The sequence below is a fragment of the Rhodoferax ferrireducens genome (genome assembly GCF_031458075.1).
In the GTDB taxonomy this organism is placed as follows: Bacteria; Pseudomonadota; Gammaproteobacteria; order Burkholderiales; family Burkholderiaceae_C; genus Rhodoferax_B; species Rhodoferax_B ferrireducens_A.
Genome location: NZ_JAVDXT010000003.1, coordinates 144,508 through 171,215, shown reverse-complemented (window position 1 = coordinate 171,215; position 26,708 = coordinate 144,508). Strand labels below are relative to the sequence as shown.

At 65.3% G+C, this 26,708-nt stretch carries 25 protein-coding genes; 15 read left to right on the top strand and 10 right to left on the bottom strand.

Going from position 1 to position 26,708, the window contains the following annotated elements; all coding sequences use genetic code 11:
* Positions 1-10: 10 nt before the first annotated feature.
* Entirely contained in the window at positions 11-1,117 is a 1,107-nt protein-coding gene (locus J2X19_RS16240; protein WP_310374799.1) for a fatty acid desaturase, read from the bottom strand.
* A 267-nt stretch (positions 1,118-1,384) separates the two neighbouring features.
* On the opposite strand from J2X19_RS16240, the gene pyk reads away from it, so the two are divergent.
* Positions 1,385-2,818 carry a pyruvate kinase gene (gene pyk / locus J2X19_RS16235; RefSeq protein WP_116608487.1) on the top strand — a complete coding sequence of 478 codons (1,434 nt, stop codon included), beginning with the start codon at positions 1,385-1,387 and terminating at the stop codon, positions 2,816-2,818.
* Between the two features lie 48 nt (positions 2,819-2,866).
* On the opposite strand, the gene J2X19_RS16230 is transcribed toward pyk, so the two are convergent.
* Complete coding sequence (locus J2X19_RS16230; RefSeq protein WP_310374796.1) at positions 2,867-4,606, bottom strand: phosphoethanolamine transferase; 1,740 nt, start codon at positions 4,604-4,606, stop codon at positions 2,867-2,869.
* Positions 4,593-5,264, bottom strand: coding sequence for a phosphatase PAP2 family protein (locus tag J2X19_RS16225; protein WP_310374795.1), 672 nt, complete (start codon positions 5,262-5,264; stop codon positions 4,593-4,595). Before J2X19_RS16225 ends, J2X19_RS16230 begins: the two co-directional genes overlap by 14 nt.
* A 69-nt stretch (positions 5,265-5,333) precedes the next feature.
* On the opposite strand from J2X19_RS16225, the gene J2X19_RS16220 reads away from it, so the two are divergent.
* The 4 genes from J2X19_RS16220 to J2X19_RS16205 all read left to right on the top strand — a co-directional run bounded on the left by J2X19_RS16220 (position 5,334) and on the right by J2X19_RS16205 (position 9,086).
* Positions 5,334-6,014 carry a response regulator gene (locus tag J2X19_RS16220; protein ID WP_310374793.1) on the top strand — a complete coding sequence of 227 codons (681 nt, stop codon included), beginning with the start codon at positions 5,334-5,336 and terminating at the stop codon, positions 6,012-6,014.
* Positions 6,011-7,378, top strand: a complete 1,368-nt coding sequence (locus J2X19_RS16215; RefSeq protein ID WP_310374791.1) for a histidine kinase dimerization/phospho-acceptor domain-containing protein — start codon at positions 6,011-6,013, stop codon at positions 7,376-7,378. Before J2X19_RS16220 ends, J2X19_RS16215 begins: the two co-directional genes overlap by 4 nt.
* A gap of 68 nt (positions 7,379-7,446) precedes the next feature.
* On the top strand, positions 7,447-8,511 hold the full coding sequence (fba, locus tag J2X19_RS16210) for a class II fructose-bisphosphate aldolase (protein WP_116608483.1): 1,065 nt from the start codon (positions 7,447-7,449) through the stop codon (positions 8,509-8,511).
* A gap of 101 nt (positions 8,512-8,612) precedes the next feature.
* The gene (locus J2X19_RS16205; protein WP_116608482.1) at positions 8,613-9,086 is read left to right on the top strand and encodes a YidB family protein; all 474 of its coding nucleotides are present in this window, start codon (positions 8,613-8,615) and stop codon (positions 9,084-9,086) included.
* A 51-nt stretch (positions 9,087-9,137) separates the two neighbouring features.
* On the opposite strand, the gene J2X19_RS16200 is transcribed toward J2X19_RS16205, so the two are convergent.
* The 3 genes from J2X19_RS16200 to J2X19_RS16190 all read right to left on the bottom strand — a co-directional run bounded on the left by J2X19_RS16200 (position 9,138) and on the right by J2X19_RS16190 (position 12,283).
* Entirely contained in the window at positions 9,138-10,631 is a 1,494-nt protein-coding gene (locus J2X19_RS16200; protein WP_310374788.1) for a M20 family metallopeptidase, read from the bottom strand.
* Positions 10,632-10,716: 85 nt separating this feature from the next.
* On the bottom strand, positions 10,717-11,604 hold the full coding sequence (locus J2X19_RS16195; protein WP_310374785.1) for an alpha/beta hydrolase: 888 nt from the start codon (positions 11,602-11,604) through the stop codon (positions 10,717-10,719).
* Between the two features lie 76 nt (positions 11,605-11,680).
* Complete coding sequence (locus J2X19_RS16190; RefSeq protein ID WP_116608479.1) at positions 11,681-12,283, bottom strand: TetR/AcrR family transcriptional regulator; 603 nt, start codon at positions 12,281-12,283, stop codon at positions 11,681-11,683.
* 174 nt (positions 12,284-12,457) lie between these two features.
* Between J2X19_RS16190 and J2X19_RS16185 the strand changes: the two genes are divergently transcribed.
* From J2X19_RS16185 to J2X19_RS16155, 7 genes are all read left to right on the top strand, one after another.
* Positions 12,458-12,883: an RbsD/FucU family protein gene (locus tag J2X19_RS16185; protein WP_092757407.1), complete on the top strand. Its 426-nt coding sequence runs from the start codon at positions 12,458-12,460 to the stop codon at positions 12,881-12,883.
* Positions 12,880-13,623, top strand: coding sequence for a GntR family transcriptional regulator (locus tag J2X19_RS16180; RefSeq protein WP_310374783.1), 744 nt, complete (start codon positions 12,880-12,882; stop codon positions 13,621-13,623). The genes J2X19_RS16185 and J2X19_RS16180 overlap by 4 nt, the downstream gene beginning before the upstream one ends.
* A 27-nt stretch (positions 13,624-13,650) precedes the next feature.
* Positions 13,651-14,565 (top strand): dihydrodipicolinate synthase family protein, encoded by a 915-nt coding sequence (locus J2X19_RS16175; RefSeq protein WP_310374781.1) that lies wholly within the window; start codon positions 13,651-13,653, stop codon positions 14,563-14,565.
* Between the two features lie 21 nt (positions 14,566-14,586).
* Complete coding sequence (locus tag J2X19_RS16170; RefSeq protein WP_116608477.1) at positions 14,587-15,915, top strand: ABC transporter substrate-binding protein; 1,329 nt, start codon at positions 14,587-14,589, stop codon at positions 15,913-15,915.
* Between the two features lie 76 nt (positions 15,916-15,991).
* Positions 15,992-16,855: a carbohydrate ABC transporter permease gene (locus J2X19_RS16165; protein ID WP_116608476.1), complete on the top strand. Its 864-nt coding sequence runs from the start codon at positions 15,992-15,994 to the stop codon at positions 16,853-16,855.
* The gene (locus tag J2X19_RS16160; RefSeq protein ID WP_310374776.1) at positions 16,848-17,678 is read left to right on the top strand and encodes a carbohydrate ABC transporter permease; all 831 of its coding nucleotides are present in this window, start codon (positions 16,848-16,850) and stop codon (positions 17,676-17,678) included. The genes J2X19_RS16165 and J2X19_RS16160 overlap by 8 nt, the downstream gene beginning before the upstream one ends.
* A gap of 25 nt (positions 17,679-17,703) precedes the next feature.
* The gene (locus J2X19_RS16155; protein WP_310374775.1) at positions 17,704-18,768 is read left to right on the top strand and encodes an ABC transporter ATP-binding protein; all 1,065 of its coding nucleotides are present in this window, start codon (positions 17,704-17,706) and stop codon (positions 18,766-18,768) included.
* A gap of 1 nt (position 18,769) precedes the next feature.
* On the opposite strand, the gene pdxR is transcribed toward J2X19_RS16155, so the two are convergent.
* The gene (gene pdxR / locus J2X19_RS16150; protein ID WP_310374773.1) at positions 18,770-20,224 is read right to left on the bottom strand and encodes a MocR-like pyridoxine biosynthesis transcription factor PdxR; all 1,455 of its coding nucleotides are present in this window, start codon (positions 20,222-20,224) and stop codon (positions 18,770-18,772) included.
* A gap of 251 nt (positions 20,225-20,475) precedes the next feature.
* Between pdxR and J2X19_RS16145 the strand changes: the two genes are divergently transcribed.
* A complete protein-coding gene (locus J2X19_RS16145) occupies positions 20,476-21,141 on the top strand; it encodes a pyridoxamine 5'-phosphate oxidase family protein (RefSeq protein WP_310374771.1) in 666 nt (221 codons plus the stop codon).
* Positions 21,142-21,227: 86 nt separating this feature from the next.
* Here J2X19_RS16145 and fusA read toward each other — a convergent pair whose 3' ends face one another.
* The 3 genes from fusA to J2X19_RS16130 form a co-directional block, all read right to left on the bottom strand.
* The gene (fusA, locus tag J2X19_RS16140) at positions 21,228-23,234 is read right to left on the bottom strand and encodes an elongation factor G (RefSeq protein ID WP_310374769.1); all 2,007 of its coding nucleotides are present in this window, start codon (positions 23,232-23,234) and stop codon (positions 21,228-21,230) included.
* Positions 23,235-23,673: 439 nt separating this feature from the next.
* The gene (locus J2X19_RS16135; RefSeq protein ID WP_092757418.1) at positions 23,674-24,348 is read right to left on the bottom strand and encodes a response regulator; all 675 of its coding nucleotides are present in this window, start codon (positions 24,346-24,348) and stop codon (positions 23,674-23,676) included.
* A gap of 48 nt (positions 24,349-24,396) precedes the next feature.
* On the bottom strand, positions 24,397-24,870 hold the full coding sequence (locus J2X19_RS16130; RefSeq protein WP_310374766.1) for a MarR family winged helix-turn-helix transcriptional regulator: 474 nt from the start codon (positions 24,868-24,870) through the stop codon (positions 24,397-24,399).
* A 138-nt stretch (positions 24,871-25,008) separates the two neighbouring features.
* Here J2X19_RS16130 and recA point away from each other — a divergent pair, with 138 nt between their 5' ends.
* Together recA and recX are read left to right on the top strand one after the other, a co-directional pair.
* Complete coding sequence (recA, locus tag J2X19_RS16125) at positions 25,009-26,112, top strand: recombinase RecA (protein WP_310374764.1); 1,104 nt, start codon at positions 25,009-25,011, stop codon at positions 26,110-26,112.
* Between the two features lie 54 nt (positions 26,113-26,166).
* Positions 26,167-26,646, top strand: coding sequence for a recombination regulator RecX (gene recX / locus J2X19_RS16120; protein WP_116608468.1), 480 nt, complete (start codon positions 26,167-26,169; stop codon positions 26,644-26,646).
* Positions 26,647-26,708 lie beyond the last annotated feature (62 nt).

Genomic DNA, 26,708 nt, shown 5'->3' with positions numbered 1-26,708 from the left:
AGTTCGGGTGTTACGCCGCCTGGGGCTTGGGCGTGCTGGTGGCGCGGCCCGCAAAGTCGGTCCAGCAGCTGCGGCTGAAGTCGTACAGCTTGCAGCTGCGCGCGGTGTCAAAGTACCAGCGCCAGGAGAACGGTTGGATGATGATGCGCTCGGGCAGCAGGTCTTCCAGCTTCTTCTGGGCTTCCTTGAGGCGGTACAGCGGGATGCTCATGTCCACATGGTGGGCGGTGTGCTCCATGATGTGGTGCAGCAGCGCGCCGATCTGGAACGGGAAGGTCAGGTGTACCGTGGTCGACACGAAGGGCTGGGCCCGCGCCCAGGCATTGCGCTCGGCGTGCCAGGACACCTTGACATGGGTGTGGTGCACATAGACCACGAAGCCGATCATGGCGAACCAGAACAGCAAAGGTACGACAAAGCCCGAGACCAGCACCAGCAGCACCGATTGCCCGGTGGACAGCGCGGCCGCGGTCAGCGCCGCCAGCCAGAGCAGGCCGTAGCCCGAGACCAGCACGCAGTCCCAGGTGAATATCGGGCGCTGCGTACCCATGCTCGACTGGCTGGGGAAGAACATGCGGCGCCACCAGATCTCCACCATGTAGTACACGCCCGGCGCCCAGCCGCTGCGGTAGACCCGCTCCATCGCTCGGCGCAGCGGCGACAAGGCCTGGTATTCGTCGGGCGTCAGCGGGGCCCAGACGAAATCCACGCCCTTGAGGTTGGTGAAGCCGTGGTGCACCACGTTGTGGCCTACATCCCACAGGCTGTAGGCGGTCAGCGAGGGCAGAAAGGCGATGCGGCCCAGCCATTTGTTCAGCCGGCGGTGCGGCGTCAGGCTTTGGTGGCAGCCGTCGTGGCCGATGATGAACAGCCGGCCAATGACGAAGCCCGCGGCCAGCCCGCACAGCAGTTTGGCCCAGGCCGGGGCCAGCAATACCGTAGCGCTGAGCAGGGACAACAGCAAAGCGTAGTCAAAAGCCAACAGCAGCAGAGCCCGCAGCGTGGTGCGCTGGGCCAGCGGAATCAGCCAGGAGCGGATCACCTTGCGGTGCGGCAGCGGGGCGTCGGGCGCCAGCGGCAAGGGCTCCGCGGCGCGCGGTTCAATCAAAGAAGTCATGGCGAAAACACGGGTGAAGAGGGGGGATTGCCTAGCAAAGCCCGTACTGGCTTGGCATGGGTGCGCAATAAGCTGCCGCGATGCTATGCGGGCGGACCCTCAAGGGTTCTGACCAAGATCAAAGCTTGGCGGGATAGCGCGGCAGTGGTAACTTTGTACCATGGGCCGATGTCAGCGCTATGGCGAGGGTTTTCCAGCCCATCCTGTAACCTTTTGGTAACTGCTTTCGTGTAAAAATGGAAACTAAATTACAACGGAGACTTTTCCATGCCCCGCCTTGCCACCAAAATTGTCGCCACCCTGGGCCCTGCCTCCAATACCCCGGAGCTGCTGGAGCAAATGATCCGGGCCGGCGTCAATGTCGTGCGCTTGAACTTCAGCCACGGTAAGGCACAAGACCATATCGACCGGGCCATGATGGTCCGCGATGCCGCCAAGCGCGCCGGCCGTGAAGTGGCCATCATGGCCGACCTGCAAGGTCCGAAGATCCGCGTCGGCAAGTTTGCCGAAGGCAAGGTCATGCTGGAGCCCGGCCAGAAATTCGTGCTCGATGCTGCACGCACCGAGCTGGGCGACATCGGCGCCGTCGGCCTCGACTACAAAGAACTGCCGCGCGAAGTCAAGGCCGGCGACGTGCTGCTGCTGAACGACGGCCTGATCGTCATGGTGGTGGAAGCGGTGCGCGGCGAGGCCGTGCACGCCATCGTCAAGCTGGGCGGCGAACTGTCGAACAACAAGGGCATCAACAAACAAGGCGGCGGTCTGACTGCCCCCGCGCTGACCGCCAAGGACATGGACGACATCAAGACCGCCATGTCCTTCCAGGCCGACTACGTGGCCGTGAGCTTTCCGAAGAACGCCACCGACATGGAAATGGCGCGCCAGCTGTGCAATGTGGCCGCGGCCGAGTACCGCCACAAGCCGGGCCTGATCGCCAAGATCGAACGCGCCGAAGCCATTCCCAACCTGCAAGCGATTCTGGACGCCAGCGACGGCATCATGGTGGCGCGTGGTGACCTGGCGGTGGAAGTCGGCAATGCCGCCGTGCCCGCGCTGCAAAAACGCATGATCCGCATGGCCCGCGCCAGCGACAAGGTGGTGATCACCGCCACCCAGATGATGGAAAGCATGATCACCAACCCGGTGCCCACCCGCGCCGAGGTCAGCGACGTGGCGAATGCCGTGCTCGACGGCACCGATGCCGTGATGCTCAGCGCCGAAACCGCTGCCGGCAAGTTCCCGCTGGAAACCGTGCTGGAAATGGCCAATATCTGCCGCGAAGCCGAGAAGGCCGAGTTCGGCGAGCTGGAAGCCGACTTCAAGGGCAAGACCTTTGACCGCATCGACCAGTCCATCGCCATGGGCGCGCTGTTCACCGCCCAGCATCTGGGCGCCAAGGCCATCGTGGCCATGACCGACAGCGGCTCCACCGCCCTGTGGATGAGCCGCCACAGCATCCACGTGCCGATCTACGCGCTGACGCCACGCCTGGCGACCCAGCGCAAGATGTGCCTGTACCGCAATGTGCTGCCCTTGCTGATGGACGCCAGCAGCGACCGCGATACCGCGCTGGAGCAGGCCGAGCGCCATCTGACCAAGCGCGGCATCGTGCAAAGCGGGGATATCTACGCCATCACCTGCGGCGAGCCCATGGGTGCCCCTGGCGGCACCAATATGCTGAAGATCTGCCAGGTCGGCTGATCTGGCATCGCTGGCAGGGCTCCGGCCCTGCCAGCGGTTATTGGCTTCTTAGGCCCCTGCCGCGCAGCCGCGGTACAGGTCCAGCGCCGGGCGGTAGACCGCGGTCTGCACCCCCAGCAAACCCAGCACCGAGTGGAAGAAGTTGTCGTGCGAAATCCGCGCGGCCGCGTTGTGCTGCAGGCAGGCGGGTGTGATGCCGCTGCGCTGCGTGAAGGCTGGCGACAGCCAGGTGATCCAGGGCACATGCTTTTGCACATCGGGCGCCACCGCATAGGGCAGGCCGTGCAGGTAGATGTTGTTTTCTCCTAGCGATTCCCCGTGGTCGGCCACATACTGCATGGCGGTATCCCATTGGCCGGACTGGGTCTGCAGCCACTGGACCACCGAATTCAGCAGAAAGTCGGTGTAGACGATGGTGTTGTCGTAGGCATTGGTGATGTTTTCCTGGCTGCATTCCTGCAACGCGCTACTCAGGCATTCGGGGCCGAATTTCTTGAACTCCGCCGGGCTGCGGTGGCTGTAGGCCGGGCCATGGCCGCCCATCTGGTGCAGCACCACCACCACACCCTTGGCGCGGGCGGCGGCGGGCAAGGCCGCAATCCGCTGCTCCAGCCCGTGCAGCATCACCGCGTCGAAGCACTCATTGCCGTCGCAGAAGCCGGGCACCGGCACGCCGGTGGTGCTGGCGCTGGGCACGCGGTCGCACACGCCTTTGCAGCCCGCCTGGTTGTCCACCCACAGAACGGCCAGGCCGGCGTGCTGCAGCACGTCGAGCAGGCCTTCGGTATCGGTGTCCCGTGCACCATAGGCTTCGCGCCCCAGCGGCGAGAACATGCAAGGCACGGAGGCCGCGGTGCTGGTGCCGCAAGACCAGGCATTGGTATAGCTGACCATCAAGCCGTTGCGCGCCTGGGCCTGCAGCAGCGGCGTGGTGTTGCGGGTGTAGCCGTTGAGGCCGAAGTTGCCGCTGCGCGCCGTCTCGCCCAGCACCAGCACCACTAGCGGCGGTCGCGCACTGGGGCTGTTGGCCGCGGCCAGCTTGGCGTCTTCACCCAGGGGCTGCAGCGGCCCCGCATGGTTGCCGCTCGGTTTGGCCAGCCGGCCCATGGCGTAGACGCTGTTCAGCGGGTTGATCAGGTAGCGCAGCTGGGTATGGTTGCGCATCAGCCCCGCCAGATTTTGAAAAATAATACCTGTAGCGCCCACAGATACTGCGATGAAAGCTATCAAAAACAGAGCATTCTTGAGCCGCGCCTTGAAACCTTGCGGATAGCGCACCTGCAGCCGCCAGAGCCACCAGGCCGGCACCACGGCCAGTCCGAACACGGTCAGGGCCAGCCGCCAGTGCAGCAGGTCGGTGACTTCGCGCACATCGGTTTGCAGCGCATTGGTCAGCATGGTGGCATCGATCACGATGCCATAGCTCTGCATGAAGTAGCTGCCGAAGGCCGCCATCAGCAGTAGCAGGGTCAGCACCGGTTTCAGCAGCCAGCGCGGCGCCCACAGGGTCAGCAGCGACACCAGGGTGCCGAGCAGGGCGGCAATGCCCAGGCCCAGGCCCAGGGCCAGGCGCAAGCCGGCGGTGCCTTGCAGCGAGCCCAGTTGGTGCAGGGCTTGCCATAGCGCCAGATTGCCCACGCTGGCCATCCACAGGCACAGCACAGCGCTTACCGCCTGCGGGTGCCAGCCGGGTTGGGAGGGATTGCGCCAGCGCATGGACCAGCGGCTGGGCAGAATGACATGGCCGCTTTGGCCGCGCGCAGAGCGCCGTGATTCAGGCGCGTGCATAGCGGTCTCCTGCAACGTGTTGGTACAACATATCCCCTAGCCAAGCCACTGTCCAGCACAGCCAGGCGCTCCACAGCGTGTGGCTGGTGTAATGCGCGCCGCGCATCTGCTGGGCCAGTCCGAAGACCGTGCCCGCCAGCAGCGAGCCGAGCAACCAGCGCCGGGCGATCTGCGGCTGCTCCCGATAGACGAAATAGCCGCCCAGGAACGAGAAGCCCGCCGTGGCGTGGCCGGCCGGGAAGCAATGGCCGCTGCCGCCGTCGGGCGTGGTCCACTGCCAGTGCGATACATGCTGGGCCACACCGCCGAACACATGCATGTCCCAGGGGCAGCTGCTGGCGCTGGTGGATTTGATGACGGACACCGCCAGGGCGCCGACGATGGGCGTTACTGCCAGCTGGATGCGGCGGGCGGTGGAAAGCCGGCGCAGCGGGCCGAACGGCAGCACCGCGCCCACGCACAGCGCCAGCACCAGCGCCCAGGCCAGGAAGCGCCCGCCTTCGTGGAATACCGTGCTCATCACCCAGTCGTCGCGCAGCGCAAAGCCCTGGGCCGTGCCGAACCAGGCGGCGACCGGCACATCCCAGCCCGAGGCGTCCCATGCGAGCAGCGCGCCCAGGGCCAGAACGGTGGCCCACCCTTGTTTTTCGTTTTCCATGGGGGCCGAGTCTTGGGGCCACGCATTAAGCCATCCTTAAGGGCCGCAATGCCCCGCACAATAGAGCCCATGCGAATCTTGGTAGTAGAAGACGACACAGGCATAGCGCTGGGTCTGAACGTAGGCCTGCGCCAGCGCGGCTATGCCGTGGATGTGGTCGGCAGCCTGGCGGATGCCTGGAGCGCGCTGTGCGTCGAGCCGTTCGACCTGGTGCTGCTGGACCTGGGCCTGCCCGACGGCGATGGCAGCAGCCTGCTGCACAAGCTGCGCAGCAACCCGGCCGGCCTGCCCGATGCCCACACTCCGGTGCTGATCATGACTGCGCGCGATGCCGTGGCTTCGCGCATCGAGGGGCTGGATTCGGGGGCGGACGACTACGTGACCAAGCCCTTCGACCCCGACGAGCTGGAAGCCCGCATGCGCGCGCTGCTGCGCCGTTCGGCCGGCCGGGCCCAGCCGCTGATCACCCGCGGCGATCTGGTGTTGAACCCAGCGACCCGCGCGGTGCAGCTGGCCGGGCAGCCGGTGGCGCTGTCGGGCCGGGAATACGCGGTCTTGCTGGCCCTGCTGCAAGCCCGTGGCCGCGTGCTGTCGCGGGCCCAGATTGAAACCACGCTGTACAGCTTCGACCAGTTGCTGGACAGCAATGCGATCGAGGTGCACATCCACCATCTGCGCAGAAAGCTCGGTTCCCAGATGATCCACACCCTGCGCGGCGTGGGCTATTTTGTGCCGCAGGAGCCCGCATGAACCCCGGTGGCAGCTCACTCACCCGGCATCTACTGGTCTGGGCCCTGGGGGCTTTGCTGCTGGTCTGGGCCGGTTTCATGGCGGTGGGCGTGCAGACCGGCCTGCACGAGGCCGATGAACTCACCGACGGCCATCTGGCCAGCGTCTCCGCCTTGCTGCTGCACCAGCAGGGCGGGGTTTTCCTATCCAATGGCGCGCGGCCGGCACCCGAGGGCTATGCCGAACTCAAGAGCCACGACTACCAGCAGTCGCTGAGCGTGGTGGTCTGGGATACCGCGGGCCGGGTGCTGACCCATACCGGGGCTGCGGTGCTGCCGCCGTTTGCGCAGAGCGAAGGCTTTGCCGATCTGCAGCTCGGCCCCCAGGCCGAACGCTGGCGCAGCTTTGCGCGCTGGGACGCCGAGGGCCCGGCCCGTTCGCGCCGCGTCATGGTGCTGCTGAGCGTCGACGAGCGTGACGACCTGGCCTGGGACATTGCCGAGCAGGTGGCCTTGCCTGGCCTGTGGCTGCTGCCGGTGGTAGCGCTGGCGCTGGGCCTGGCGATACGGCGTGGCCTGCGCCCATTGCACCTGCTGTCGGCCGACGTGCATGCGCTGGACGTGGCCCAGGCCAGCACCCTGCAGGCCCGGCATCCGCATGCCGAGTTCGAGGCGGTGGTGGCGGCCATCAACATCCTGGTCGAGCGCCAGCAGACTGCGCTGCAGCGCGAGCGCTCGCTGGCCGACGAAGTCGCGCACGAGCTGCGCACCCCCCTGGCCTCGTTGGCGCTGCTGGCGCGGGCCTTGCAGGGCCCGCTGTCGCCGGCCGAGCGCGCGCAGAGCCTGCAGCAGCTGGAGGCTGACGCCCTGCGCGCCGGCGAGGTGGTGAACCAGCTGCTGGTGCTGGCCCGCACCAGCCGGGTCGAACTGGCCGAATCGGCCGAGCCGGTCGACCTGCTGGCCCTGGCCCAGCGGGTAGTGGCCGATTACGCCCAGAGCGCCTGGCAAAGCGGCCATGTGCTCAGCGTCAGCGGCGATGCGCTGCCGCTGGTGTCCGGCCACCCGGTGCTGATCGAGCTGGCGCTGCGCAATCTGGTGGAAAACGCCTTGCGCCACACCCCGCCCGGCACCGAAGTCGAAGTGCAGACCGGGCACAGCCAGGCCCTGGCCTGGCTGCAGGTCTGCGATGCCGGCGCCGCCAGCGGCCAGGCCAAGCCCGTGGACGCGCTGGGCCTGGGACACAAAATTGTGAGCCGGGTGGCCGAGGTGCATGCGGGCAGATTTGAGCGGATTGCACCTGAAACAGACGTAACAGGTAGCCAAATACGCTGGCAAACTTGCTATCGGCTGTCTTTTGCCATCCAGACAGCCGTGGGGGGCCGCTAGAATTGGCATAGTTACCAAGCGGTTACCAAACTGCCCTGCCCCATTCTCAACTCTCTGGAACTACCACCATGGCACTCGTCTCTATGCGCGAACTGCTGGACCATGCGGCCGTCAACGGCTATGGCATCCCGGCTTTTAACGTCAACAACCTGGAGCAAGTCCAGGCGGTCATGTCGGCCGCCGAGGAAGTCGGCGCACCGGTCATCCTGCAAGCCAGCGCTGGCGCACGCAAGTACGCGGGCGAGCCCTTCATCAAGCATTTGATCCAGGCCGCCATCGAGACCTGGCCGCATATTCCGCTGGTAATGCACCAGGACCACGGCCAGAGCCCCGAAATCTGCCAGGGTGCGATCAACCTGGGCTTCAGCTCGGTGATGATGGACGGTTCGCTGCAGGCCGACGGCAAGACCATCGCCAGCTTCGAGTACAACGTGGAAGTCACCCGCAAGGTCGCCGAGATGGCGCACCGCGTGGGTGTCACGGTGGAAGGCGAACTCGGCTGCCTGGGCTCGCTGGAAACCATGAAGGGCGACAAGGAAGACGGCCACGGCACCGACGCCACCATGACCATGGAACAGCTGCTGACCGACCCCGAGCAGGCCGCCGAGTTCGTCCAGCGCACCCAGATCGATGCCCTGGCCATCGCCATCGGCACCAGCCACGGCGCCTACAAGTTCACCCGCAAGCCCACCGGTGACATCCTGGCGATCTCGCGCATCAAGGAAATCCACCGCCGCATCCCCAATACCCACCTGGTGATGCACGGCAGCTCCAGCGTGCCGCAGGAGTTCCTGGCCACCATCCGCGAACACGGCGGTGCCATGAAGGAAACCTATGGCGTGCCGGTCGAAGAAATCCAGGAAGCCATCAAGTACGGCGTGCGCAAGATCAACATCGACACCGATGTGCGCCTGGCCATGACGGCCGCGATCCGCAAGTACTTCACCGAAAACCCCGACAAGTTCGACCCGCGCGACTACCTCAAGCCTGCGCGCGAAGCCGCCAAGCAGCTGTGCAAGCAGCGCTTTCTGCAGTTCGGCTGCGAAGGCCAGGCCGGCAAGATCAAGGGCCACACCCTGCAGGTCGTGGCCGGCCAGTATGCCCAAGGCCTGCTGGCGCAAGTGGTGCAATAAACCACGCTTAACGCCCAGTAACGCCCATGGGCGAGAATGCTTTTGCAGGTTGCGGCTTCGGCCGCCCAGCTTGCCGATCTCTCCACTCTTAAGGACTCACCATGGGCTTACTTGACTCGGTTCTCGGCGCGGTTTTGAACAACGGCGGCCAACAACAGCAGCAGCCGCAAGGCGGGGCAGGCGGCCTGGGCGGCATCATCGGCATGCTGGCCAGCAACCCCCAGCTGATCCAGGTGGTGGTGGGCATGCTGGGCAATAACAGCAGCCAGGGCGGCCTGGGCGGGCTGGCCGAAAAATTCCAGCAAGCTGGCATGGGCGATGTGCTGGGCTCATGGATTGGCACAGGGCAGAACCAACCTATCTCGGGCGACCAGCTGAGCAATGTGCTGGGTTCCGACGCCTTGGCCGGCATTGCCGCCCAGCTGGGCCTGCAGCCGCAGGAAGCCGCGGGTCAGCTGGCCCAGGTGCTACCCGGCGTGGTGGACCAGCTCACCCCCCAGGGCCAGGCACCGCAAGAAGGCTTGGGTGACAGCAACGACCTATTTGGCATGCTTGGCGGTCTGCTGCAAAAATAATAGCTGCTGGCGCAGGTAGTACCTGCGCCACAGCCCTGTTCTCTATAAATTTCAGCCCGCGGCCTGCATGGGGAAGCGGGCAATCACCTGCGCTACCGCCGCCGTCAGCTTCTTGGCATAGGGCACGTGCAGGAACTCGTTCGGCCCGTGCGCATTGCTCTTCGGGCCGAGCACGCCACAGACCATCATTTGCGCCTTCGGGAAGCCCTTGGACAGCATGTTCATCAGCGGTATCGTGCCGCCCTGGCCGATATAGCCGCAGGGCGCGCCGTACTGGGACTGCGAGGCTTCGTTCAGCGCTTGCTCGAACCAGGGCGCGGTGGTCGGCGCATTCCAGCCAGTGGCCGACTCTTCGCTCGCAAAGGTCACGCGGGCCTGGTAGGGCGCGTTGTCTTCTAGCAAGGCCTTGAGTTTTTGCACTGCCTCGCCCGCATCGACCAGCGGCGGCAGGCGCAGCGACAGTTTGAACGCGGTATAGGGCCGCAGCACGTTGCCGGCGTTTTGCATGCTGGGGAAGCCCTCGGCACCGGTGACGCTCAGCGTCGGCGCCCAGGTGCGGTTCAGCAGGGCCTGCACCGGCTCGGTGGTGGTGGGCAGGGTGAACATAGTGGAACCACCGCAGTCGTAGTGCGCCCACGGAAAACGTTTGTAAATTTCGTCACCAAGTATGGCGGCCGTGGCGCGGGCCTGGGCCAGGCGGTCCGCCGGCACCTCGCAGTGGAAACTGGCCGGTAGCAAACGGCCGGTGGCACTGTCTTCGAGACGGTCCAGCACCTGGCGCATGATGCGAAAGCTCGACGGCACCAGGCCGCTGGCGTCGCCGGAATGGACGCCTTCGGTCAGCACCTCGACCTTCAGGGTGCCGCTGGCCATGCCGCGCAGGCTGCTGGTCAGCCACAGCTGGTCGTAGTTGCCGGCACCCGAGTCCAGGCAGATCACCAGCGACACCTCGCCCAGCCGCGGCCGCATCGCGTCCACATAGGGCAGCAGGTCGTAGGAGCCGCTTTCTTCGCAGCTTTCGATCAGGCCGACGATGCGCGGGTGCGCGAGCTTCTGCGCCTTCAGCGCTTGGATGGCGGTGATGCTGGCGTAGACCGCATAGCCGTCGTCGGCACCGCCGCGGCCGTAGAGCTTGCCGTCCTCGTATTTGGGCGTCCAGGGGCCGAGGTCGTTGCGCCAGCCGTTGAATTCGGGTTGCTTGTCGAGATGACCGTACATCAGCACGGTTTGGTCGGAGGCGGCCATCGCCGGGCCGTCGCCGTTGGAGGCGGGGATTTCAAAAAACAGCACCGGCGTGCGGCCTTCGAGGCGGATCACTTCCAGCGCCAGGCCTTCGACCTTTTGCGCCTCGATCCAGGTAGCCGCATTGCGTACCACGGTGTCGATATAGCCATGGGCCGACCAGTCGCTGTCGAACACCGGCGACTTGGCGGGGATCTGGATGTAGTCGCTGAGCTGCTGCACGATGTCGCCATCCCAGGCGCGGCTGGCATCGGCCAGGGCCTGTGCCGGGTTGAGGGCGGATGCGGGGATGCGGGCGTTCATGGGGGCTCCTGGAGGCAGCAAAGCCGCTATTGCACCACAAGGCCGCCGCCCGCGTATGCGTTGCGGCAGGTGCCCGTCCGGGCGCTCAGGCGGCCACGAAGGCTGTCACCTCGGCCACTACCTGGGGATCTTGCAGAATGCGCCGGTGGCCCAGCCCCTGGGTGGCTACCAGGCGGGCGTTGTGGATCGCCTCGCTATAGGCCTGGCCATCGGCAAAGCGGTTCACGCGGTCGCCCCGGTCGTGCACTACCAGGGTCTGGGCGCGGATGCGCGGGCCTACGGCCGCGGGCTCCAGTTCGGTCAGCACAATGCCTTCGCGGGCTTCCAAGCGCTGCTGCAGCCCCGTACGCACGGCATCACCCAGGCCGAAAATGTGGGCGAATTGGTGGGTGTACTGGCGTGGCGAAGCCGGTGGCGCCAGCAACACCAGCTTGGCCGCCGGCAGGCCGCGGGCCAACGCAAAGGCGGCAGCATTGGCGGCCAGCGAATGGGCGACCACCGCCTGCAGCTGCTGCCCTTCTTGCAGCAGGCGGGCACTGACGTATTCCATGGCCCGGGTGAACTGCGGCAGGTTGCTGGTCTGGCCGGCGCTGCGACCGTGGGCCGGCATTTCTACCAACACCGGACGCAGGCCTCGTGCCGCCAGTGCCTGCGCCAGCGGCAGCATCTGCGCTGCATGGCCGCCCCAGCCGTGCAGCAGCAATACGCTGGGCGCATCGGCCGCGGCCGGCAGGCTGTAGACCGTCAGGCTGGCCCGCTCGAAAAGCCAGCGCTCGGTCTGCCAGTTCGCAGTCCAGGCGTGGTGGCGACCCAGCCATTTGAGCGGTAGCGGCGTGCCGAACAAGCGGTACGCCCCGCGCAGCGCCAACGACGGCGAAACCTGCTCGATGGCGCGCAAGCCCCAGCGCAGCCAGCGGGTCAGGCCATGGGTGTCGTAGTAGGTCACAGCGGCGGGTTGCGAGGCATTGGTCATGGCAAGGTCCTTGGTGGGGTAAATAGCACAGTTGTGCGAAATTTGAATAAAAAAAGTGAGGCGATGGTGCAAGGGCTCAGACTTGGTAGCTGGCAATCAGCCGGGTCCAGCTGGCCTGGGTGCGCTCGGTGGCGCGCGGGTCGCGCAAGAAGCGGGCATCGTGCAGCAGGCCGATGACCAGGCTGTACAGCTCGCCCACCAACTGGTCGGGATCGGTATCGGCCCGCAACTGGCCCAGCGTGATGGCTTGCTGCACCGTGCGGCACAGCGCCGCGCGCCAGATGCTGATGGCCTGCACCAGGTGGTCGCGCAGCTCGCCTTCGCGGTCGTGCAGCTCAAAGGCACCCGCGGTAAAGATGCAGCCGGTGTGCGCTTCCACCTGGCAGACCCGCAGGCTCCAGCGCCGCATGATCTCGTGCAGCCGGGGCAAGCCCTGGGGCTGCTGCATGGCGGGCGTAAACACGTCGGCCACAAAGCGCTGGCCGTATTCGTCGACCACCGCTTTTTGCAAAGCCTCGCGCGAGCCGATGCGCGAAAACACCCCGCTTTTGGACAGTCCAACGCGGTCGGCCACGGTTTGCAGGCTGATGGCCTCCAGCCCCTGGGTCGCGGCCAGCTCCATCGCGGCGCCGACGATGGCGGCACGGGTGAGTTCGCTTTTCTGGGTTTTGGCATCCATGGGGAAAATATTAGCACGATTGTGCGAAATTGAAAGTGCTGTGGAATTGCGGGTTTACCTGCACGGGTTTTCACCGGTCCTGCTTTGGTGTACGGCTCCTATAGTCGCACTGATGCAAAACTAACATGTTAGTGCGCAACAGCTACTCCAGCTGGTACCTTTCCCTGACCCTCCATGCTGAAAAATATCTCGCCCCTGCTGTCTCCCGATCTGCTGCACGTGCTGGCCTCCATGGGCCATGGCGACGAGATCGTGCTGGCCGACGCCAACTTCCCCGCGGCCACCAACGCCAAGCGGCTGATCCATCTGCCGGGCCTGGACGCCACCCGCGTGCTGGACGCCGTGCTGTCGCTGCTGCCGCTGGACGAGTACGTGCCCGATGCCGCCTTCACCATGCAGGTGGTGGGCGACGCCAGCGCCGTGCCCGAGGCAGTGCAGGACTTCGCCAGCACCTTGCAGCGCCACGGCGAACGCGCCCCGGCCTCGCTGGAGCGCCACGCGTTTTACGCGCGGGCAGCCCAGGCATTTGCGGTGGTGGCCACGGGCGAAACCCGGCTGTACGGCAATATCCTGCTGAAGAAGGGCGTGGTGCGTTCGTGAGCACACCGGCCAAACCGGTCCGCAAAGCCCGCGCCAAGCCGGCGTTGGCCCAGGCATTGACACTGGCGCGTCCCGAATCGAGCAGCCAGCGGGCCCGCGCCTACCAGGGCTTTACCCAGCAAATCCTCAGCGGCAATATCCGGCCCGGCCAGTTTGTCTCGCAGCGCGAGCTGATGACCTTGCTGGACATGCCGCTGGGCGCGGTGCGCGAGATGATTCCGCGCCTGGAAGCCGGTGGCCTGGTGAAGACCGTGCCCCAGCGCGGCCTGCAGATCGCCCATGTGGACCTGAAGCTGGTGCGCAATGCCTTCCAGGTGCGCAGCCTGATCGAGCGCGAAGCGATCCGCCATTTCGCCGCCACTGTCAGCGCCGCCGAGCTGGAAACCATCACCGCCAGCCACCAGGACATCCTGCAGCGCGCCAGCGCCGACGTTCCCGATGCGGCCTTGCTGGACGATGCGCAGGCCGTGGACTGGGGCCTGCACGACCGCATGGTCGATGCACTGGGCAATGAAATCATCTCCGAGATCTACCGCGTCAACAGCCTGCGCGTGCGGCTGATCAAGCTGGAGCAAAGCGTGATCACCCCGGCCCGGCTGATCCCCGCCATGCAGGAGCACCTGCGCTTCATTGCCGCCCTGCAGCAGCGCGACGCCACGGCAGCGGTGCAGCTGCTGGAAGCCCACTTGGACAGCGCCCGGAACCGGGTACTGACCGCCGACCCGATTCCTTCCCCCTAACCCACACAACCACCCCAGGAGCACCCTTTGACACACGCTATTGAGGGCCTTTGGCCCGCCCTGTTGATGCCCTTCGATGCCAGCGGCCAGCCCGATCTGCCGCGCACCCTGGCGCACGTGCGGCGCCTGCTGGATGCGGGCTGCGACGGCGTGACCCTGTTCGGCACCACCGGCGAAGGCCTGTCGTTCAGCGTGGCCGAACGCAAGAGCCTGCTGGAGGCGGTGCTGGCCAGCGGTGTGCGGCCCGACCAGATCGTCGTCACCATCTCGGCCTGCGCATTGGCCGAGGCGATTGACCTGGGCCGCCATGCGATTGCGCTGGGCTGCACCCGGCAGCTGCTGATGCCGCCGTTCTTCTTCAACCACCCGCGCGAGGCCGGTGTGGTATCCGCCGTCAGCCAGGTGATCCAGGGCATAGGCTCGGACGATTTGCGCGTGCTCCTGTACCACTTCCCCTCGCTGAGCAATGTGACCTTCACGCACGCCGTGGTGGCCGAGTTGATGCGGCTGCATCCGCAGCAGGTGGCCGGCTTCAAGGACAGTGCGGGCGATCTCGAACATTCGCTGGCCATCATCAAGGCCTTCCCCAAGCTGGGAATTCTGGTCGGCTCGGAGGCGCACATCGCCACCGCCATGCGTGCCGGTAGCCCGGGTTCGATCAATGGCTTGTCGAACCTGGCGCCGCATCTGCTCAAGCGCGTGATGCGCAACCCCGAGTCGGTGACGCCGGCCGACGAGGCGCTGATCATCGATCTGCTGAAGCTGTTGAGCCTGCTGCCCAACATGCCTTTCGTCAGCGCCTACAAGACCGCCCTGGCCGAGCAGACCGGTGACGACACCTGGCTGAACGTGCGGGCACCGCTGACGCCGCTGGATAACACCGAGGCGCAGGCGGTGCGCTTGGCGTACCGTGCGCTAGGCCAGAACGCCGCATCCCTGTAGACAAAAAACTAGGAGACAAACATGACACGTTCCATTCCACGCCGCACCGTCTTGCAGGCCGCCGCCGGCGCCACCGCGCTGGCCGGCTTGCCCCTCACCTCGACACAAGCCCAGGCCCAGGGGGCTTTCGACTGGAAGCGCTACAGCGGCCAGAGCATCGAGGTGCACCTGATCAAAAGCCCGCGCGGCGAGCTGCTGCAGAAGTACCAGAAGGAATTCGAAGATCTGACCGGCATCAAGGTCGGCGCCGAGCAGGTGCCCGAGCAGCAGTCGCGCCAGAAGACGGTGATCGAATTCAACTCCGGCAAAACCAGCTTCGACGTAGTGCACCTCAGCTACCACGTGCAAAAACGCCAGTTCGCCAAGGGCAAGTGGATGGAAGACCTGCGTGGCCTGTTTGCCAACGGTGCGGCGCCCGACTTCGACCTGAAGGACTATTCCGCCGGTGGCATGTTCTACGCCACCCAGAGCGATGGCCGTATCGACAGCCTGCCGTTCAACCTTGACCCCTGGGTGCTGTACTGGAACAAGGAGCTGTTCGCCGCCAAGGGCGTGGCCTATCCCAAGAGCTATGCCGACATCGTCAACGCCGCCAAGAAGCTGCACGACCCGGCGACCGGCGTGGTTGGCTTCGTCGGCCGCGGCCTGAAGAACGCCAATGTGCCGCTGTGGACCGGCCTGTTCCTCGGCTTTGGCGGCCAGTTCTTCGATGCCAACGGCAAGCTGGCGACCGAAACCCCCGAAGCTCTGGCCTCGGCCACCATGTACCGCGACCTGTTGAAAAACACCGGCCCGGCCGGTGTGGCCGGCTACAACTGGAACGAGGCGCAAAGCCTGTTCCTGCAAGGCAAGGCGGCGATGTGGCTGGATGGTTCGGGCTTTGCGCCGCCGCTGGAAGACCCGGCCAAGTCCAAGATCGTCGGCAAGGTCGGCTACGGCGTGATGCCGCCCGGCCCCAAGCTGCAGGTGTCGCCGACCTTTGGTGATGGCATCGGCGTGTCGGCCTTCACCACCAAGAAGGGCCCGGCCTGGTACTACATCCAATGGGCGACCGGCAAGGCCATGCAGGCGCGCATGCTGGCCACCGCCTCGGGCGCACCGGTGCGCTTGTCGGCGTATTCGAATGCCGAGGCGATTGCCAACCTCAAGGTGCCCGCCGAATGGCTGAGCGCCGTGGCCGAGTCGCTGAAGATCGCCCGCCCCGGACTGCCCATCATCGAGCCGGTGACCGAGTTCCGCGACGTGTTCGGCATTGCGCTGAACAACATGCTGACCGGTGGCGATGTGGCGGCGGAGCTGAAGAAGGCTACGGCCGAATTCGCCCCGGTGCTGGCCAAGTCCGAAACCTGATGCCGTGGCCCGCGCCGCTGGCGTGGGCTGGTTCTTTCCCTTGTGCGCTCCACCCCGGGCGCGTGGAGCTGTAGGCATGCGAAAGCCGTCGCCGTTTCTGTGGTTCATCCTGCCCGCCGTGGTGGTCATCACCGCCGTGATCGTCTTCCCCTGGATGTTCACGCTGTGGATGAGCCTGTTCGACTGGAAGATTGGCTCCAAAGCCACCTTTGCCGGTCTGGGCAATTACGCCGAGTTGGCGAGCAATACGCGCTTCCTGGAGTCGATTGCCCACACCCTGGTCTTCACCACCCTGGCCGTGGCCGCACCGCTGGTGCTGGGCACGGCGGCCGCGCTGGTGTTCAACCAGCAGTTCGCCGGGCGCGGCTTCTGGCGTGGCGCTTTTGTGCTGCCCATGATGGCCACACCGGTGGCGATTGCGCTGGTCTGGGTGATGATGTTCCACCCACAGCAGGGCGTGCTCAACTACCTGCTGTCGCTGGTCGGCATAGGCCCGAGCGAATGGGTGTATTCGCCCAAGCTGGCGATTCTGTGCCTGGTGCTGGTCGATGTCTGGCAGTGGACGCCATTGGTGATGCTGATCGTGCTGGGCGGCCTGGCCTCCTTGCCGACCGACCCGTTCGAAGCCGCCTTCATGGAGGGCGCGAGCCGCTGGCAGACCTTCCGCTATGTGACCCTGCCGCTGCTGCTGCCCTTCATTCTGGTGGCGGCGGTGGTGCGGCTCATCGATGCGCTGAAGACCTTCGACACCATCTACGTGATCACCCAGGGCGGCCCCGGCACCTCGACCGAGACCATCAACATCTACCTGTACCTGCAGGCGTTTTCCTTCTACCAGATCGGCAAGTCCTCGGCCGTGGTGGTGGTGTTCTTTGTGCTGGTGGTGGCTCTATCGATGCTGCTGTTCTGGCTGCGCGAGCGCTCGAAATACTATGAATAAATTACGTGACCGCTTGCGCGACAAGCTGCTGCTGGGTATCTGCGTATTCCTGCTGGTGTCGCCCGCCATCAGCTTCTTCGTCTGGATGCTGTCGCTGGCCTTCAAGAACGAGGTCGACAACCTGGCCTATCCGCCGGTGTTCATCCCCAGCCCACCCACCTTGGCCAACTTTGTGAAGGTGTTCGACAGCGGGCCCTTCTTCCAGTACCTGCTGAACAGCATCATGGTGTCGGGTACGGCGACGGTGGTAGCGCTGCTGATCGGCGTGCCGGCCGGCTACGGCGTGGCGCGCATGAAGGCGCGCAAGCTGCTGATGGTGATTCTGATCGCCCGCATGACACCGGCCATCAGCTTTCTGATCCCGCTGTTCACCTTGTTCCAGGCGCTGGGTCTGACGGGTACCTTGGCGCCGGTGATCATCACCCATTTGGTGATAACCGTGCCCATCATGGTCTACATCGTGTCGGGTTATTTCGAGACCTTGCCGGTGGAGCTGGAAGAGGCGGCGGTGGTCGATGGCTGCTCGCCCTGGCAGCGCTTTCGACATATCGCCTTGCCGCTGGCCCGGCCCGGCATCACGGTGGCCGGCATCCTGGCCTTCATCTTTTCGTGGAACAACTTCATCTTCGGCGCGGTGCTGGCGGGGCGTGAAACCCGCACCCTGCCGGTCGCCATCTACAACGTGCTGACCTTCGAGCAGATCGCCTGGGGCCCGCTGGCAGCGGCGGCCTTGCTGGTCACCTTGCCGGTGCTGATCCTCACCTTGCTGATCCAAAAGGAAATCGTGGGCGGACTCACCGCCGGCGGTGTCAAGGGCGGCTAACTTTTTATCCAGAGCATATACATCCATGGCATCCGTCACTCTCTCCGGCATCGAGAAATCCTTTGCCAACACCCAGGTCATCCGCGGCGTCGACATCGCCATCGGCGACGGTGAATTCGCCGTTTTCGTCGGCCCCAGCGGCTGCGGAAAATCCACCTTGCTGCGCATGCTGGCCGGGCTGGACGCGCCCGACGCCGGCCAGATACGCATCGGCGACAAGGTCGTCAACGGCCTGCCGCCCAAAGAGCGGGGCGTGTCCATGGTGTTCCAGACCTATGCGCTGTACCCGCATATGACGGTGCAGGACAACATGGGCTTTGGCCTGATGATTGCCGGCACACCGCCTGGCACCATCGCCAGCAAGGTGGCGGGCGCCGCCAAGATGCTGGGCCTGGACAAGATGCTGGATCGCCTGCCGCGCCAGTTGTCTGGCGGTCAGCGCCAGCGCGTGGCCATGGGCCGGGCCATGGTGCGCGACCCGCAGGTGTTTCTGTTCGACGAGCCGCTGAGCAATCTGGACGCCAAGCTGCGGGTGCAAATGCGCACCGAAATCCGCGCCCTGCACCAGCGGCTGAAGACCACGTCCGTCTACGTGACCCACGATCAGATCGAAGCCATGACCATGGCCGACCGCATCATCGTGCTGCGCGACGGTAAGGTCGAGCAGATCGGCACGCCGGCCGAGCTGTATGACCGACCCTGCAACAGCTTCGTGGCGACTTTTATCGGTTCTCCTGCTATGAATATAGTAGCTGCTGGCGCAGACAATACCTGCGCCATAGCCGATTTTGGTGGTCAAGTCCTGCTGCGGGACACGTTTGCCAGCCTGGGCAGCCGCCGTGTGCTGCTAGGCCTGCGCCCCGAGCATCTGCAGGTGCGGCCGGCGGGCGAAGCCAATGGCATCCCCTGCGAAGTCAAGGTGGTCGAGTTCAGCGGTGCCGACACCTTGCTGACCTGCGAAGCCCAGGGCCAGCCGGTGCAGGCGCTGGTGCACGACCGCTTGCTGGTCAAGCCCGGCGACAACATCACGCTGGCCATCGATCCGGCCCGCGTCCATGTGTTCGACGAGGCGACGCAGCAGCGCCTGTAGTTCAGCCTTGCTTGCGGACGATGGCCGCGAGCTTCTTCACCGCCGCGTCCATCTGCTCTGCCGGTACCTGGGCGTAGCCCAGCATCAGCCCGTTCCACACCGGCCCGCTGTCGCCTACTGCATGGGCGCTCAGCGGGTGCGCGACGATGCCTTTTTGCAAGGCCTGGGCGCTGACCAGCACATCCGGAATCGACGCATCCAGGCCCAGCGCCAGGTGCATGCCGGCCGAGCCGCCATAGACCTGGGCTACGCCGCCTAGATATTTCTCCAGCGCGCTGTGCAGCGCATCGCGCCGCTGCCGGTACAGGCGGCGCATGCGGCGCAGATGGGTCGCGAACTGGCCGCTGCGCAGAAACTCCGCCAGCGCCAGTTGGTCGGCCGCGCGGCCCCGTGGCACCGACTGCGTCACCAGCCGCTCCAGCGGCGCCACCAGGTTCTGCGGCACCACGATGAAGCCAATGCGCAGCGCCGGAAACATGGTCTTGCTGAAGGTGCCCAGGTACAGCACCGGCGCATCCGGCAGCAGGCCCTGCATGGCGGCCAGCGGCGGGCCGTCGTGGCGGAATTCGCTGTCGTAATCGTCCTCGATCAGCAGCGCGCCCGCAGCCTGGGCCTGGGCGATCAGCGCCAGCCGGCGCGGCAGGTTCAGCACGCTGCCCAGCGGGTACTGGTGGGAGGGCGTGGCGTAGACCAGCTTCGGTGCATGTTGGCGCCAGTCGTCAGCGCTGGGCGCCATGCCGTCCACGTCCACCGGAATGCCGTGGACCCGCAGCTCGGCGGCTTTGAACGCCGTCAGCGCGCCGCGGTAGCCGGGGTTTTCCAGCCACACGGTGTCGCCGGCGTCGGCGAAGGCGTGGGCGCACAGGTCCAGGCTGCTTTGCGTGCCGTCGGTGACGAACACCTGGCGCGCCTCGCAGACCACGCCGCGCGAGGCGCGCAGATGCTCGGCAATCGCTTCGCGCAGCAGTGGCTGGCCGGCCGGGCCGCCGTAGTTGAGCTGCACGGTAGAGGTGGCACGCCAGGCCCGGTCCATCAGCCGCTGCCAGGCCGGCAGCGGAAAGTCGACCAGCGAGGGCACACCGGGCACGAAGGCGCCCATCAAATGCGCTTCGGGCAGCGGCTCTGCCGTTTGGGAACGGCGCGACAGGGTGGGTGGCGGCTGGGCCGGGCGCGTCCGTGCGGCTGGGCGGGCGACGGCCACGTCCGCCACCCGCGTGCCGCGCCGATCCGGCTGCACATAGCCTTCGGTGGCCAACTGCTCGTACGCGTACAGCACGGTGTTGCGCGACACACCCAGGTCGCTGGCCAACTGCCGCGTCGCCAGCAGGCGCGTGCCGGCGCCGAGCGTGCCGCTGCGGATGGCCGCGCGCAGGCAGGCATGCAGCAGGCGTTGGCGCGGCCAGCCGTGCTGCGCATGGGCCTGGCTGAATTGTGCGAACAGTACGGCGTAGTCCATCGTGGCCTTACATGGTTCCCCCCCCAGGCTTCGCGCACTTCGTGTCGCTCTCGCCAACCCCCTTCAGGGGGCGAACCCGATGGTCCGGCAAAGCCGGCCCCATGGGTTCCTGGAGTGAGAGCCGTGGCGCACGTCATTGGGGTTTATAAATGAATCGTGGTTCTAGAAAATTAATGACTTCTGGTTCTATTTTTAGAGCCAGTAAAAATTATAGTGCGCTGCCTTTCACTCTTCTTTTGGAAACCCGCCCCATGACCGACACCGCCGTTGCGCCGCCCAGCGCACGCACCCGCATCCGCCGGATTGCCGAGAACGCCGACTACCAGCGCAGCACGCTGCACGCCATCATCGATGCAGCCTATGTGTGCCACATCGCTTTCGTGGACGACAAGGGCACGCACAACATCCCCACTGCCTGCTGGCGCGAGGGCGAGCATTTGTACATCCACGGCTCGAACGGCGGCCGCCTGCTGAAGCTGTTGGCCGGCGGCACCCAGGCCTGCGTGGCCATCACCCATGTGGACGGCCTGGTGCTGGCGCGCTCGGCCTTCAACCATTCGATGAACTACCGCTCGGCCGTGATCTACGGCAGCTTTGAACGCGTGACCGAAGACGCTGCCAAACGCGCCGCGCTGGATGCCTTCATGGACAAGCTGGCGCCGGGCCGGAATGCGGAAATCCGCCGCGGCAACGACAAGGAATTCGCCGCCACCACGGTGATGCGCATCGCGCTGGATGAGGCGGTGTGCAAGCTGCGCAGCGGCCCGCCCATCGACGATGCGGAGGACATGGGCATTCCGGTGTGGACGGGTGTGCTGCCGCTGGTGCAGACCCAGGCTGCGCCGGTGGAGGACGCACCCGGGCCCGGCGACGTGCCGGCCTATGTACGGCAGTGGCAGGGTTCTGTTACTGTTTAGATAGCTGCTGGCGCAGGTGAAATATGCGCTAGCTGCTGATTTCATGCATAAAAAAGGGCGAACCTTGCGGTTCGCCCTTGTCAGGCTCAGGCGTGTGCCGGCACTTGCCGCGGCGCCTCGGCGTAGTGGTCGAACTGCATCGTGTAGCTGGCGCGTCCGGCGGTCAGCGCGCGCAGGCTGCCGATGTAGCCAAACAGCGTCTGCAGCGGCACCATGGCGCGCACAACCGCCGCGTTGCCGCGCTGGTCCTGGCTGCGCACATGGCCGCGCCTGCGGTTCAGGTCGCCAATCACGTCGCCCACATGGTCCATCGGCGTGGTGACTTCCACGTCCATCACCGGCTCCAGCAGAGTCGGCCCGGCACTGCGCTGGGCCTGGGTAAAGGCCTGCATGCCGGCGGCCTCAAACGCCAGGGTCGACGAGTCCTTCTCGTGGAAGCTACCGTCTTCCAGCACCACCCGCACATCCACCACCGGATGCCCGGCCAGCACGCCGGCCAGGGCCGCACGCCGCACGCCTTGCTCCACGCTGGGGATGAATTCCTTCGGAATCGCCCCGCCCGTGACGGCGCTCTCAAACAGCAGGCCGCCGCCGCGCTCCAGCGGCTCGATGCGCAGCACCACCTCGGCGTACTGGCCGGGGCCGCCGCTCTGCTTTTTGTGCAGATGGCGCACCTGGGCCGGGCGGCTGATGGTCTCGCGCAGCGCTACCTGGGGCTGGCCGGTATGCACGGTCACGCCGAAGCGGCTGCGCAGCTTTTCCAACGTCACTTCCAGCTGCAGCTCGCCGACGCCGGACAGCAGGGTCTGGCCGGTTTCGTCGTCCTGGCCGAGGCGCAGGCTCGGGTCTTCGTCGACCAGCGTGTGCAGGCCGCGCGAGAAGCTGTCCTGGTCTTCGCGCGAGCGCGGCTCCACCGCCATCGAGATGACGGGCTCAGGCGCGTGGATTTCCTCCAGCAGCACCGGCTGCGCCGGGTCGGTGAGCGTGTGGCCGGTTTTGCTGTTCTTCAGCCCGGCCACGGCCACGATGTCGCCGGCTTGCGCCAGTGCCAGTTCCTCGCGCCGGTCCGCATGCATTTGCACCACGCGCGACAAGCGCTCGCGCTGGCCGGTGTTGGCGTTCAGCACCTGGGTGCCCGCATGGGCTTCGCCACGGTAGACGCGCAGATAGCTCAGCGTGCCGTGCTCGTCGTGCACAACCTTGAACACCAGGGCCGCAAAACCGTCACCGGATGGCAGATCGCTGGCGCGGTCTTCGGGCGCCGGCAGGTAGTCGACCACGGCGTCGAGCAAGGGCTCTATGCCCTTGTTCTTCAAGGCTGCGCCGGCCAGCACCGGCACGAAGGCGCGGGTCAGCGTGCCCTTGCGGATGCAGTCGCGCAGGCTGTCGTCGGGCACGGCCTGGCCATCCAGATATGCCGTGAGCGCGGCGTCGTCCTGTTCCACGGCCAGATCAACCAGGGTGCGGCGCGCCGCCTCGGCGGCTTGCTGCATGTTGGCGGGAATGGCGGCGCGCGTCAGTGTGGGCTGGCCGCGTTCGTTGGGGGGCCAGTACAGGGCTTGCATGCTCAGCAGGTCGACCACGCCGGCAAATTCGGCTTCCTGGCCTATCGGCAGTTGCAGCACCAGGGGTTGCACGCCCAGGCGTTCGGCGATCATCGCGACCACGCGCGCAAAGTCGGCGCCGGTGCGGTCCAGCTTGTTGACCAGGGCGATGCGCGGCACATGGTATTGGTCGGCCAGGCGCCAGTTGGTCTCGGTCTGCGGCTCCACGCCGGCCACGCCGTCGAACACCACGACCGCGCCGTCGAGCACGCGCAGCGAGCGGCTGACCTCGATGTTGAAGTCGATGTGGCCGGGCGTGTCGATCAGGTTGATCTGGTGGCCGCGCCAGGCCACGGTGGTGGCGGCGCTGTTGATGGTGATGCCGCGCGCCCGCTCCTGCGGGTCGTAGTCCATGGTGGCGTTGCCGTCGTGTACCTCACCGGTCCGGTGGATTTCGCCGGTGGTGAACAGCACCCGTTCGCTGACGGTGGTCTTGCCAGCGTCGACGTGGGCGATGATGCCGATGTTGCGAAGTTGTCGCGTGTTCATACTATGTTCCTTAAAGACAAAACCCCTGGCCTGCTCAATGCTGGCCAGGGGTTTCAATGGCTGTTCCTCAGCCTTGAAAAAATCCCGCAGCTAGCGGTTTATGTCTTGCGCGTCGGCAGCGACACCAATGGACGAGCGCAAGCCCACCATCCACTGGTGCGGATGAATTGCGGCGATCAGCTTGTCAAAGGTGTGCATGGAAATTCCTTAAAAACACGGGTCCAGAAAGCAAAAAACCCCGCACAAATTGCCGGGGTTGTGTGGGTTCCGGCCAGGCGCATAAGCCCTCCGAAAAATCGGAAGGTTTCTAGAGGATCAAAGCTTGGGTGGACATACGCATGGACGCAATTATAAAAAGTTTTGTAGGTTTTGTCTTTGGGGGCTTATGTTTCAATAGTAATGTGCTATGTAACATTCAAGGCACACATTACGGCGTAAATCACGGCGCAATCTTTTCCAGGCAGTAGCCCAGGCCGCGCACGGTGGCGATGCGTATCGGGCCTTTCTCGATCTTCTTGCGCAGCCGGTAGATGTAGACCTCGATGGCGTTGACGCTGACCTCTTCGCCCCATTCGCACAGGCGCTCGATCAGTTGCTCCTTGCTGACCAGCCGCCCAGCGCGCTGCAGCAGCACCTCCAGCAGGCCCAGTTCGCGGGCCGACAGCTCGACCAGCTTGCCGTCGATGGTGGCCATGCGCCCTGCGTGGTCGTACACCAGCGGGCCGTGCTGGATGCTGCTGCTGGCGCCGCCCGCGCCGCGACGCGCCAGGGCGCGCACCCGGGCTTCCAGCTCCTGCAGCGAAAAGGGTTTGGCCATGTAGTCGTCGGCACCGTAGTCCAGGCCTTTGACGCGTTCTTCCACGCTGTCGGCGGCGGTCAGTATCAGCACCGGCAGCGAGGAGCCGCGGGCGCGCAGCTTCTTCAACACCTCCAGCCCATGCATCTTGGGCAGACCCAGGTCCAGGATCAACAGGTCGAATTCATGGTGGGTCAGCAGGGCGGTATCGGCCTCGCTGCCATTGGAGACATGGTCTACCGCCGCGCCCGAGGCCCGCAAGCCGCGCAGCAGGCCGTCTGCCAGTACCTGGTCATCTTCCGCAATGAGGATGCGCATCCTTGTCTCCTTTGCCGCTGTGTGCGGCATTTGTTTTACGGGCCGATTTTAGGTCGCATACGCTTCCAGCCCCAGCGCCACCACGGTTGCCACCTCGGGGCCAACGGCCTGGTGGAATTCGGCTTCGGCCTGGACCACGGCATCCTGGAACGCCTGCAGCCAGACTAGGCCGGTGGCGGTGAACACCACGCGCCGGGCCCGCGCGTCCAGCGGATCGGGTTCGCGCGCCACCATGCCCCAGGCCACGCATTGGTCGACCAGATCGCCCATGGCCTGTTTGCTCATGCCGGCCTGGGCCGCCAGCTCGGTGAGGCGCGCGCCCTGCAGCGGCAGATGCCGGGTGATGTGGATGTGGGCGGCGCCCACCTGGGCGCGCGCCGCCAGGTTGCTCAGCGCCAGCGGCACCTCGATATTGCGGGCCATCAGCTCCAGCACGCGGGCGTCGAAGCGGCGCAGGGCGGCCTCCATCATGCGCCCCAGATGGGTCTCGCGCCAGCCGGGTTCGGGTGCCAAATCTGCCATTGGTAAATGGTAAGCCAAACTGACTAATAAATCTATTGCAGAAATTTATGGCGCACATAAACTACTGTTCAAGCATCCAGCCTGTTGTTAATAGCAGGCGGTACAGCGGTTAAACCCTTTGATTTTGAAAGACCCGATATGAACCCCACCGCCCGCACCCCCGTACCCGCACCGACCGCTGCCGCCGTCGCAGAAAAAGCCAAGGCCTTGCAGGCCGCGCTGGCGCAGATTGAAAAGCAGTTCGGCAAGGGCACCATCATGCGTCTGGGCGAGGGCGAGGTGATCGAGGACATCCAGGTCGTCTCCACCGGTTCGCTGGGTTTGGACATCGCGCTGGGCGTCGGCGGTCTGCCACGCGGCCGCGTCATCGAAATCTACGGCCCGGAATCCAGCGGCAAAACCACGCTGACCCTGCAGGTTATCGCTGAAATGCAGAAGCTCGGCGGCACCTGCGCCTTCGTCGATGCCGAGCACGCACTCGACACGCAATACGCCCAAAACCTGGGTGTGAACCTGCAGGAAATGCTGATCAGCCAGCCCGATACCGGCGAGCAGGCGCTGGAAATCGTCGACTCCCTGGTGCGCTCCGGCGCGGTGGACCTGATCGTGGTCGACTCGGTGGCGGCGCTGACCCCCAAGGCCGAGCTGGAAGGCGAAATGGGCGACAGCCTGCCCGGCCTGCAGGCCCGCTTGATGAGCCAGGCGCTGCGCAAGCTGACCGCCCACATCAAGAAGGCCAACTGCATGGTCATCTTCATCAACCAGATCCGCATGAAGATCGGCGTGATGTTCGGCTCGCCCGAAACCACTACCGGCGGCAATGCGCTGAAGTTCTACGCCTCGGTGCGCCTGGACATCCGCCGTACCGGCACCATCAAAAAGGGCGACGATTCCATCGGTAACGAAACCAAGGTCAAGGTGGTGAAGAACAAGGTTTCGCCCCCGTTCAAAACCGCCGAGTTCGACATCTTGTTTGGCGAGGGCATCAGCCGCCACGGCGAAATCATCGACATGGGTGTGGAGGCCAAGATCATCGAAAAGTCCGGCGCCTGGTACGCCTACAACGGCGAAAAAATCGGGCAGGGCCGCGATAACGCCCGCGAATTCCTGCGCGAGAACCCCAGCCTGTCGACCGAGATCGAGAACAAGGTGCGTGAGTCGCTGGGTATCCCGCTGATCCTGGCCGCGCCGGAAGAGGCCAAGGAAGTCAAGGAAGTGAAAAAAGCCAAGGTTGAGGCATAAACAGGCCTCTGGCGCAGGTAGTATTTGCGCTAGCAGCTATTAAAGAGATAGCAGATGGCGTTCCAACCGAGCAAAAGCTTGTCGCCCATCAGCCTGAAAGGCCGGGCTTTGCGCCTGCTCAGCGGCCGCGAATATTCGCGGGCTGAGCTGGAGCGCAAGCTGGCGGTGTTTGAGGAACATCCGGGTGAGCTGGCGCAGGCGCTGGACGAGCTGCAGGCCAAGGATTTCATCAACGAACAGCGGGTGGTGGATTCGGTGCTCTACCGGCGTGCCAGCAAGCTGGGCGCGGCCCGCATCCGCCAGGAATTGCAGACCAAGGGCCTGGACCCGGGTGCGGTGCTGGACGCGGTGGCGGGTCTGCAAGAGACCGAGCTGGCCCGGGCCCGCGAGGTCTGGCGCAAGAAGTTCGGCAGCCCGCCCGAAGACGCCGCAGCCCGCGGCAAGCAGCAGCGGTTTCTGCTGGCGCGGGGCTTTTCGTCCGATGCGGTACGCCGCGTGGTGGCCGGCAGTGACGAGGCGGAAGACGGTTTTTAGAAGTTCAAGCCTTTAAGGGCTGTGGCGCAGCCAATACCTGCGCCACCAGCTATTAAAGTAAT

What these genes read in the sequence shown, in the direction of transcription:
- J2X19_RS16190 (WP_116608479.1), bottom strand. Translation starts at nt 12,283, where the DNA reads ATGGATGCCAAAACCCAGAAAAGCGAACTCACCCGTGCCGCCATCGTC.
- J2X19_RS16170 (WP_116608477.1), top strand. Translation starts at nt 14,587, where the DNA reads ATGACACGTTCCATTCCACGCCGCACCGTCTTGCAGGCCGCCGCCGGC.
- J2X19_RS16200 (WP_310374788.1), bottom strand. Translation starts at nt 10,631, where the DNA reads ATGAACGCCCGCATCCCCGCATCCGCCCTCAACCCGGCACAGGCCCTG.
- fusA (WP_310374769.1), bottom strand. Translation starts at nt 23,234, where the DNA reads ATGAACACGCGACAACTTCGCAACATCGGCATCATCGCCCACGTCGAC.
- J2X19_RS16215 (WP_310374791.1), top strand. Translation starts at nt 6,011, where the DNA reads ATGAACCCCGGTGGCAGCTCACTCACCCGGCATCTACTGGTCTGGGCC.
- fba (WP_116608483.1), top strand. Translation starts at nt 7,447, where the DNA reads ATGGCACTCGTCTCTATGCGCGAACTGCTGGACCATGCGGCCGTCAAC.
- pyk (WP_116608487.1), top strand. Translation starts at nt 1,385, where the DNA reads ATGCCCCGCCTTGCCACCAAAATTGTCGCCACCCTGGGCCCTGCCTCC.
- pdxR (WP_310374773.1), bottom strand. Translation starts at nt 20,224, where the DNA reads ATGGACTACGCCGTACTGTTCGCACAATTCAGCCAGGCCCATGCGCAG.
- J2X19_RS16145 (WP_310374771.1), top strand. Translation starts at nt 20,476, where the DNA reads ATGACCGACACCGCCGTTGCGCCGCCCAGCGCACGCACCCGCATCCGC.
- J2X19_RS16220 (WP_310374793.1), top strand. Translation starts at nt 5,334, where the DNA reads ATGCGAATCTTGGTAGTAGAAGACGACACAGGCATAGCGCTGGGTCTG.
- J2X19_RS16155 (WP_310374775.1), top strand. Translation starts at nt 17,704, where the DNA reads ATGGCATCCGTCACTCTCTCCGGCATCGAGAAATCCTTTGCCAACACC.
- J2X19_RS16165 (WP_116608476.1), top strand. Translation starts at nt 15,992, where the DNA reads ATGCGAAAGCCGTCGCCGTTTCTGTGGTTCATCCTGCCCGCCGTGGTG.
- J2X19_RS16130 (WP_310374766.1), bottom strand. Translation starts at nt 24,870, where the DNA reads ATGGCAGATTTGGCACCCGAACCCGGCTGGCGCGAGACCCATCTGGGG.
- J2X19_RS16240 (WP_310374799.1), bottom strand. Translation starts at nt 1,117, where the DNA reads ATGACTTCTTTGATTGAACCGCGCGCCGCGGAGCCCTTGCCGCTGGCG.
- J2X19_RS16205 (WP_116608482.1), top strand. Translation starts at nt 8,613, where the DNA reads ATGGGCTTACTTGACTCGGTTCTCGGCGCGGTTTTGAACAACGGCGGC.
- J2X19_RS16230 (WP_310374796.1), bottom strand. Translation starts at nt 4,606, where the DNA reads ATGCACGCGCCTGAATCACGGCGCTCTGCGCGCGGCCAAAGCGGCCAT.
- J2X19_RS16225 (WP_310374795.1), bottom strand. Translation starts at nt 5,264, where the DNA reads ATGGAAAACGAAAAACAAGGGTGGGCCACCGTTCTGGCCCTGGGCGCG.
- J2X19_RS16135 (WP_092757418.1), bottom strand. Translation starts at nt 24,348, where the DNA reads ATGCGCATCCTCATTGCGGAAGATGACCAGGTACTGGCAGACGGCCTG.
- recA (WP_310374764.1), top strand. Translation starts at nt 25,009, where the DNA reads ATGAACCCCACCGCCCGCACCCCCGTACCCGCACCGACCGCTGCCGCC.
- J2X19_RS16160 (WP_310374776.1), top strand. Translation starts at nt 16,848, where the DNA reads ATGAATAAATTACGTGACCGCTTGCGCGACAAGCTGCTGCTGGGTATC.
- recX (WP_116608468.1), top strand. Translation starts at nt 26,167, where the DNA reads ATGGCGTTCCAACCGAGCAAAAGCTTGTCGCCCATCAGCCTGAAAGGC.
- J2X19_RS16195 (WP_310374785.1), bottom strand. Translation starts at nt 11,604, where the DNA reads ATGACCAATGCCTCGCAACCCGCCGCTGTGACCTACTACGACACCCAT.
- J2X19_RS16185 (WP_092757407.1), top strand. Translation starts at nt 12,458, where the DNA reads ATGCTGAAAAATATCTCGCCCCTGCTGTCTCCCGATCTGCTGCACGTG.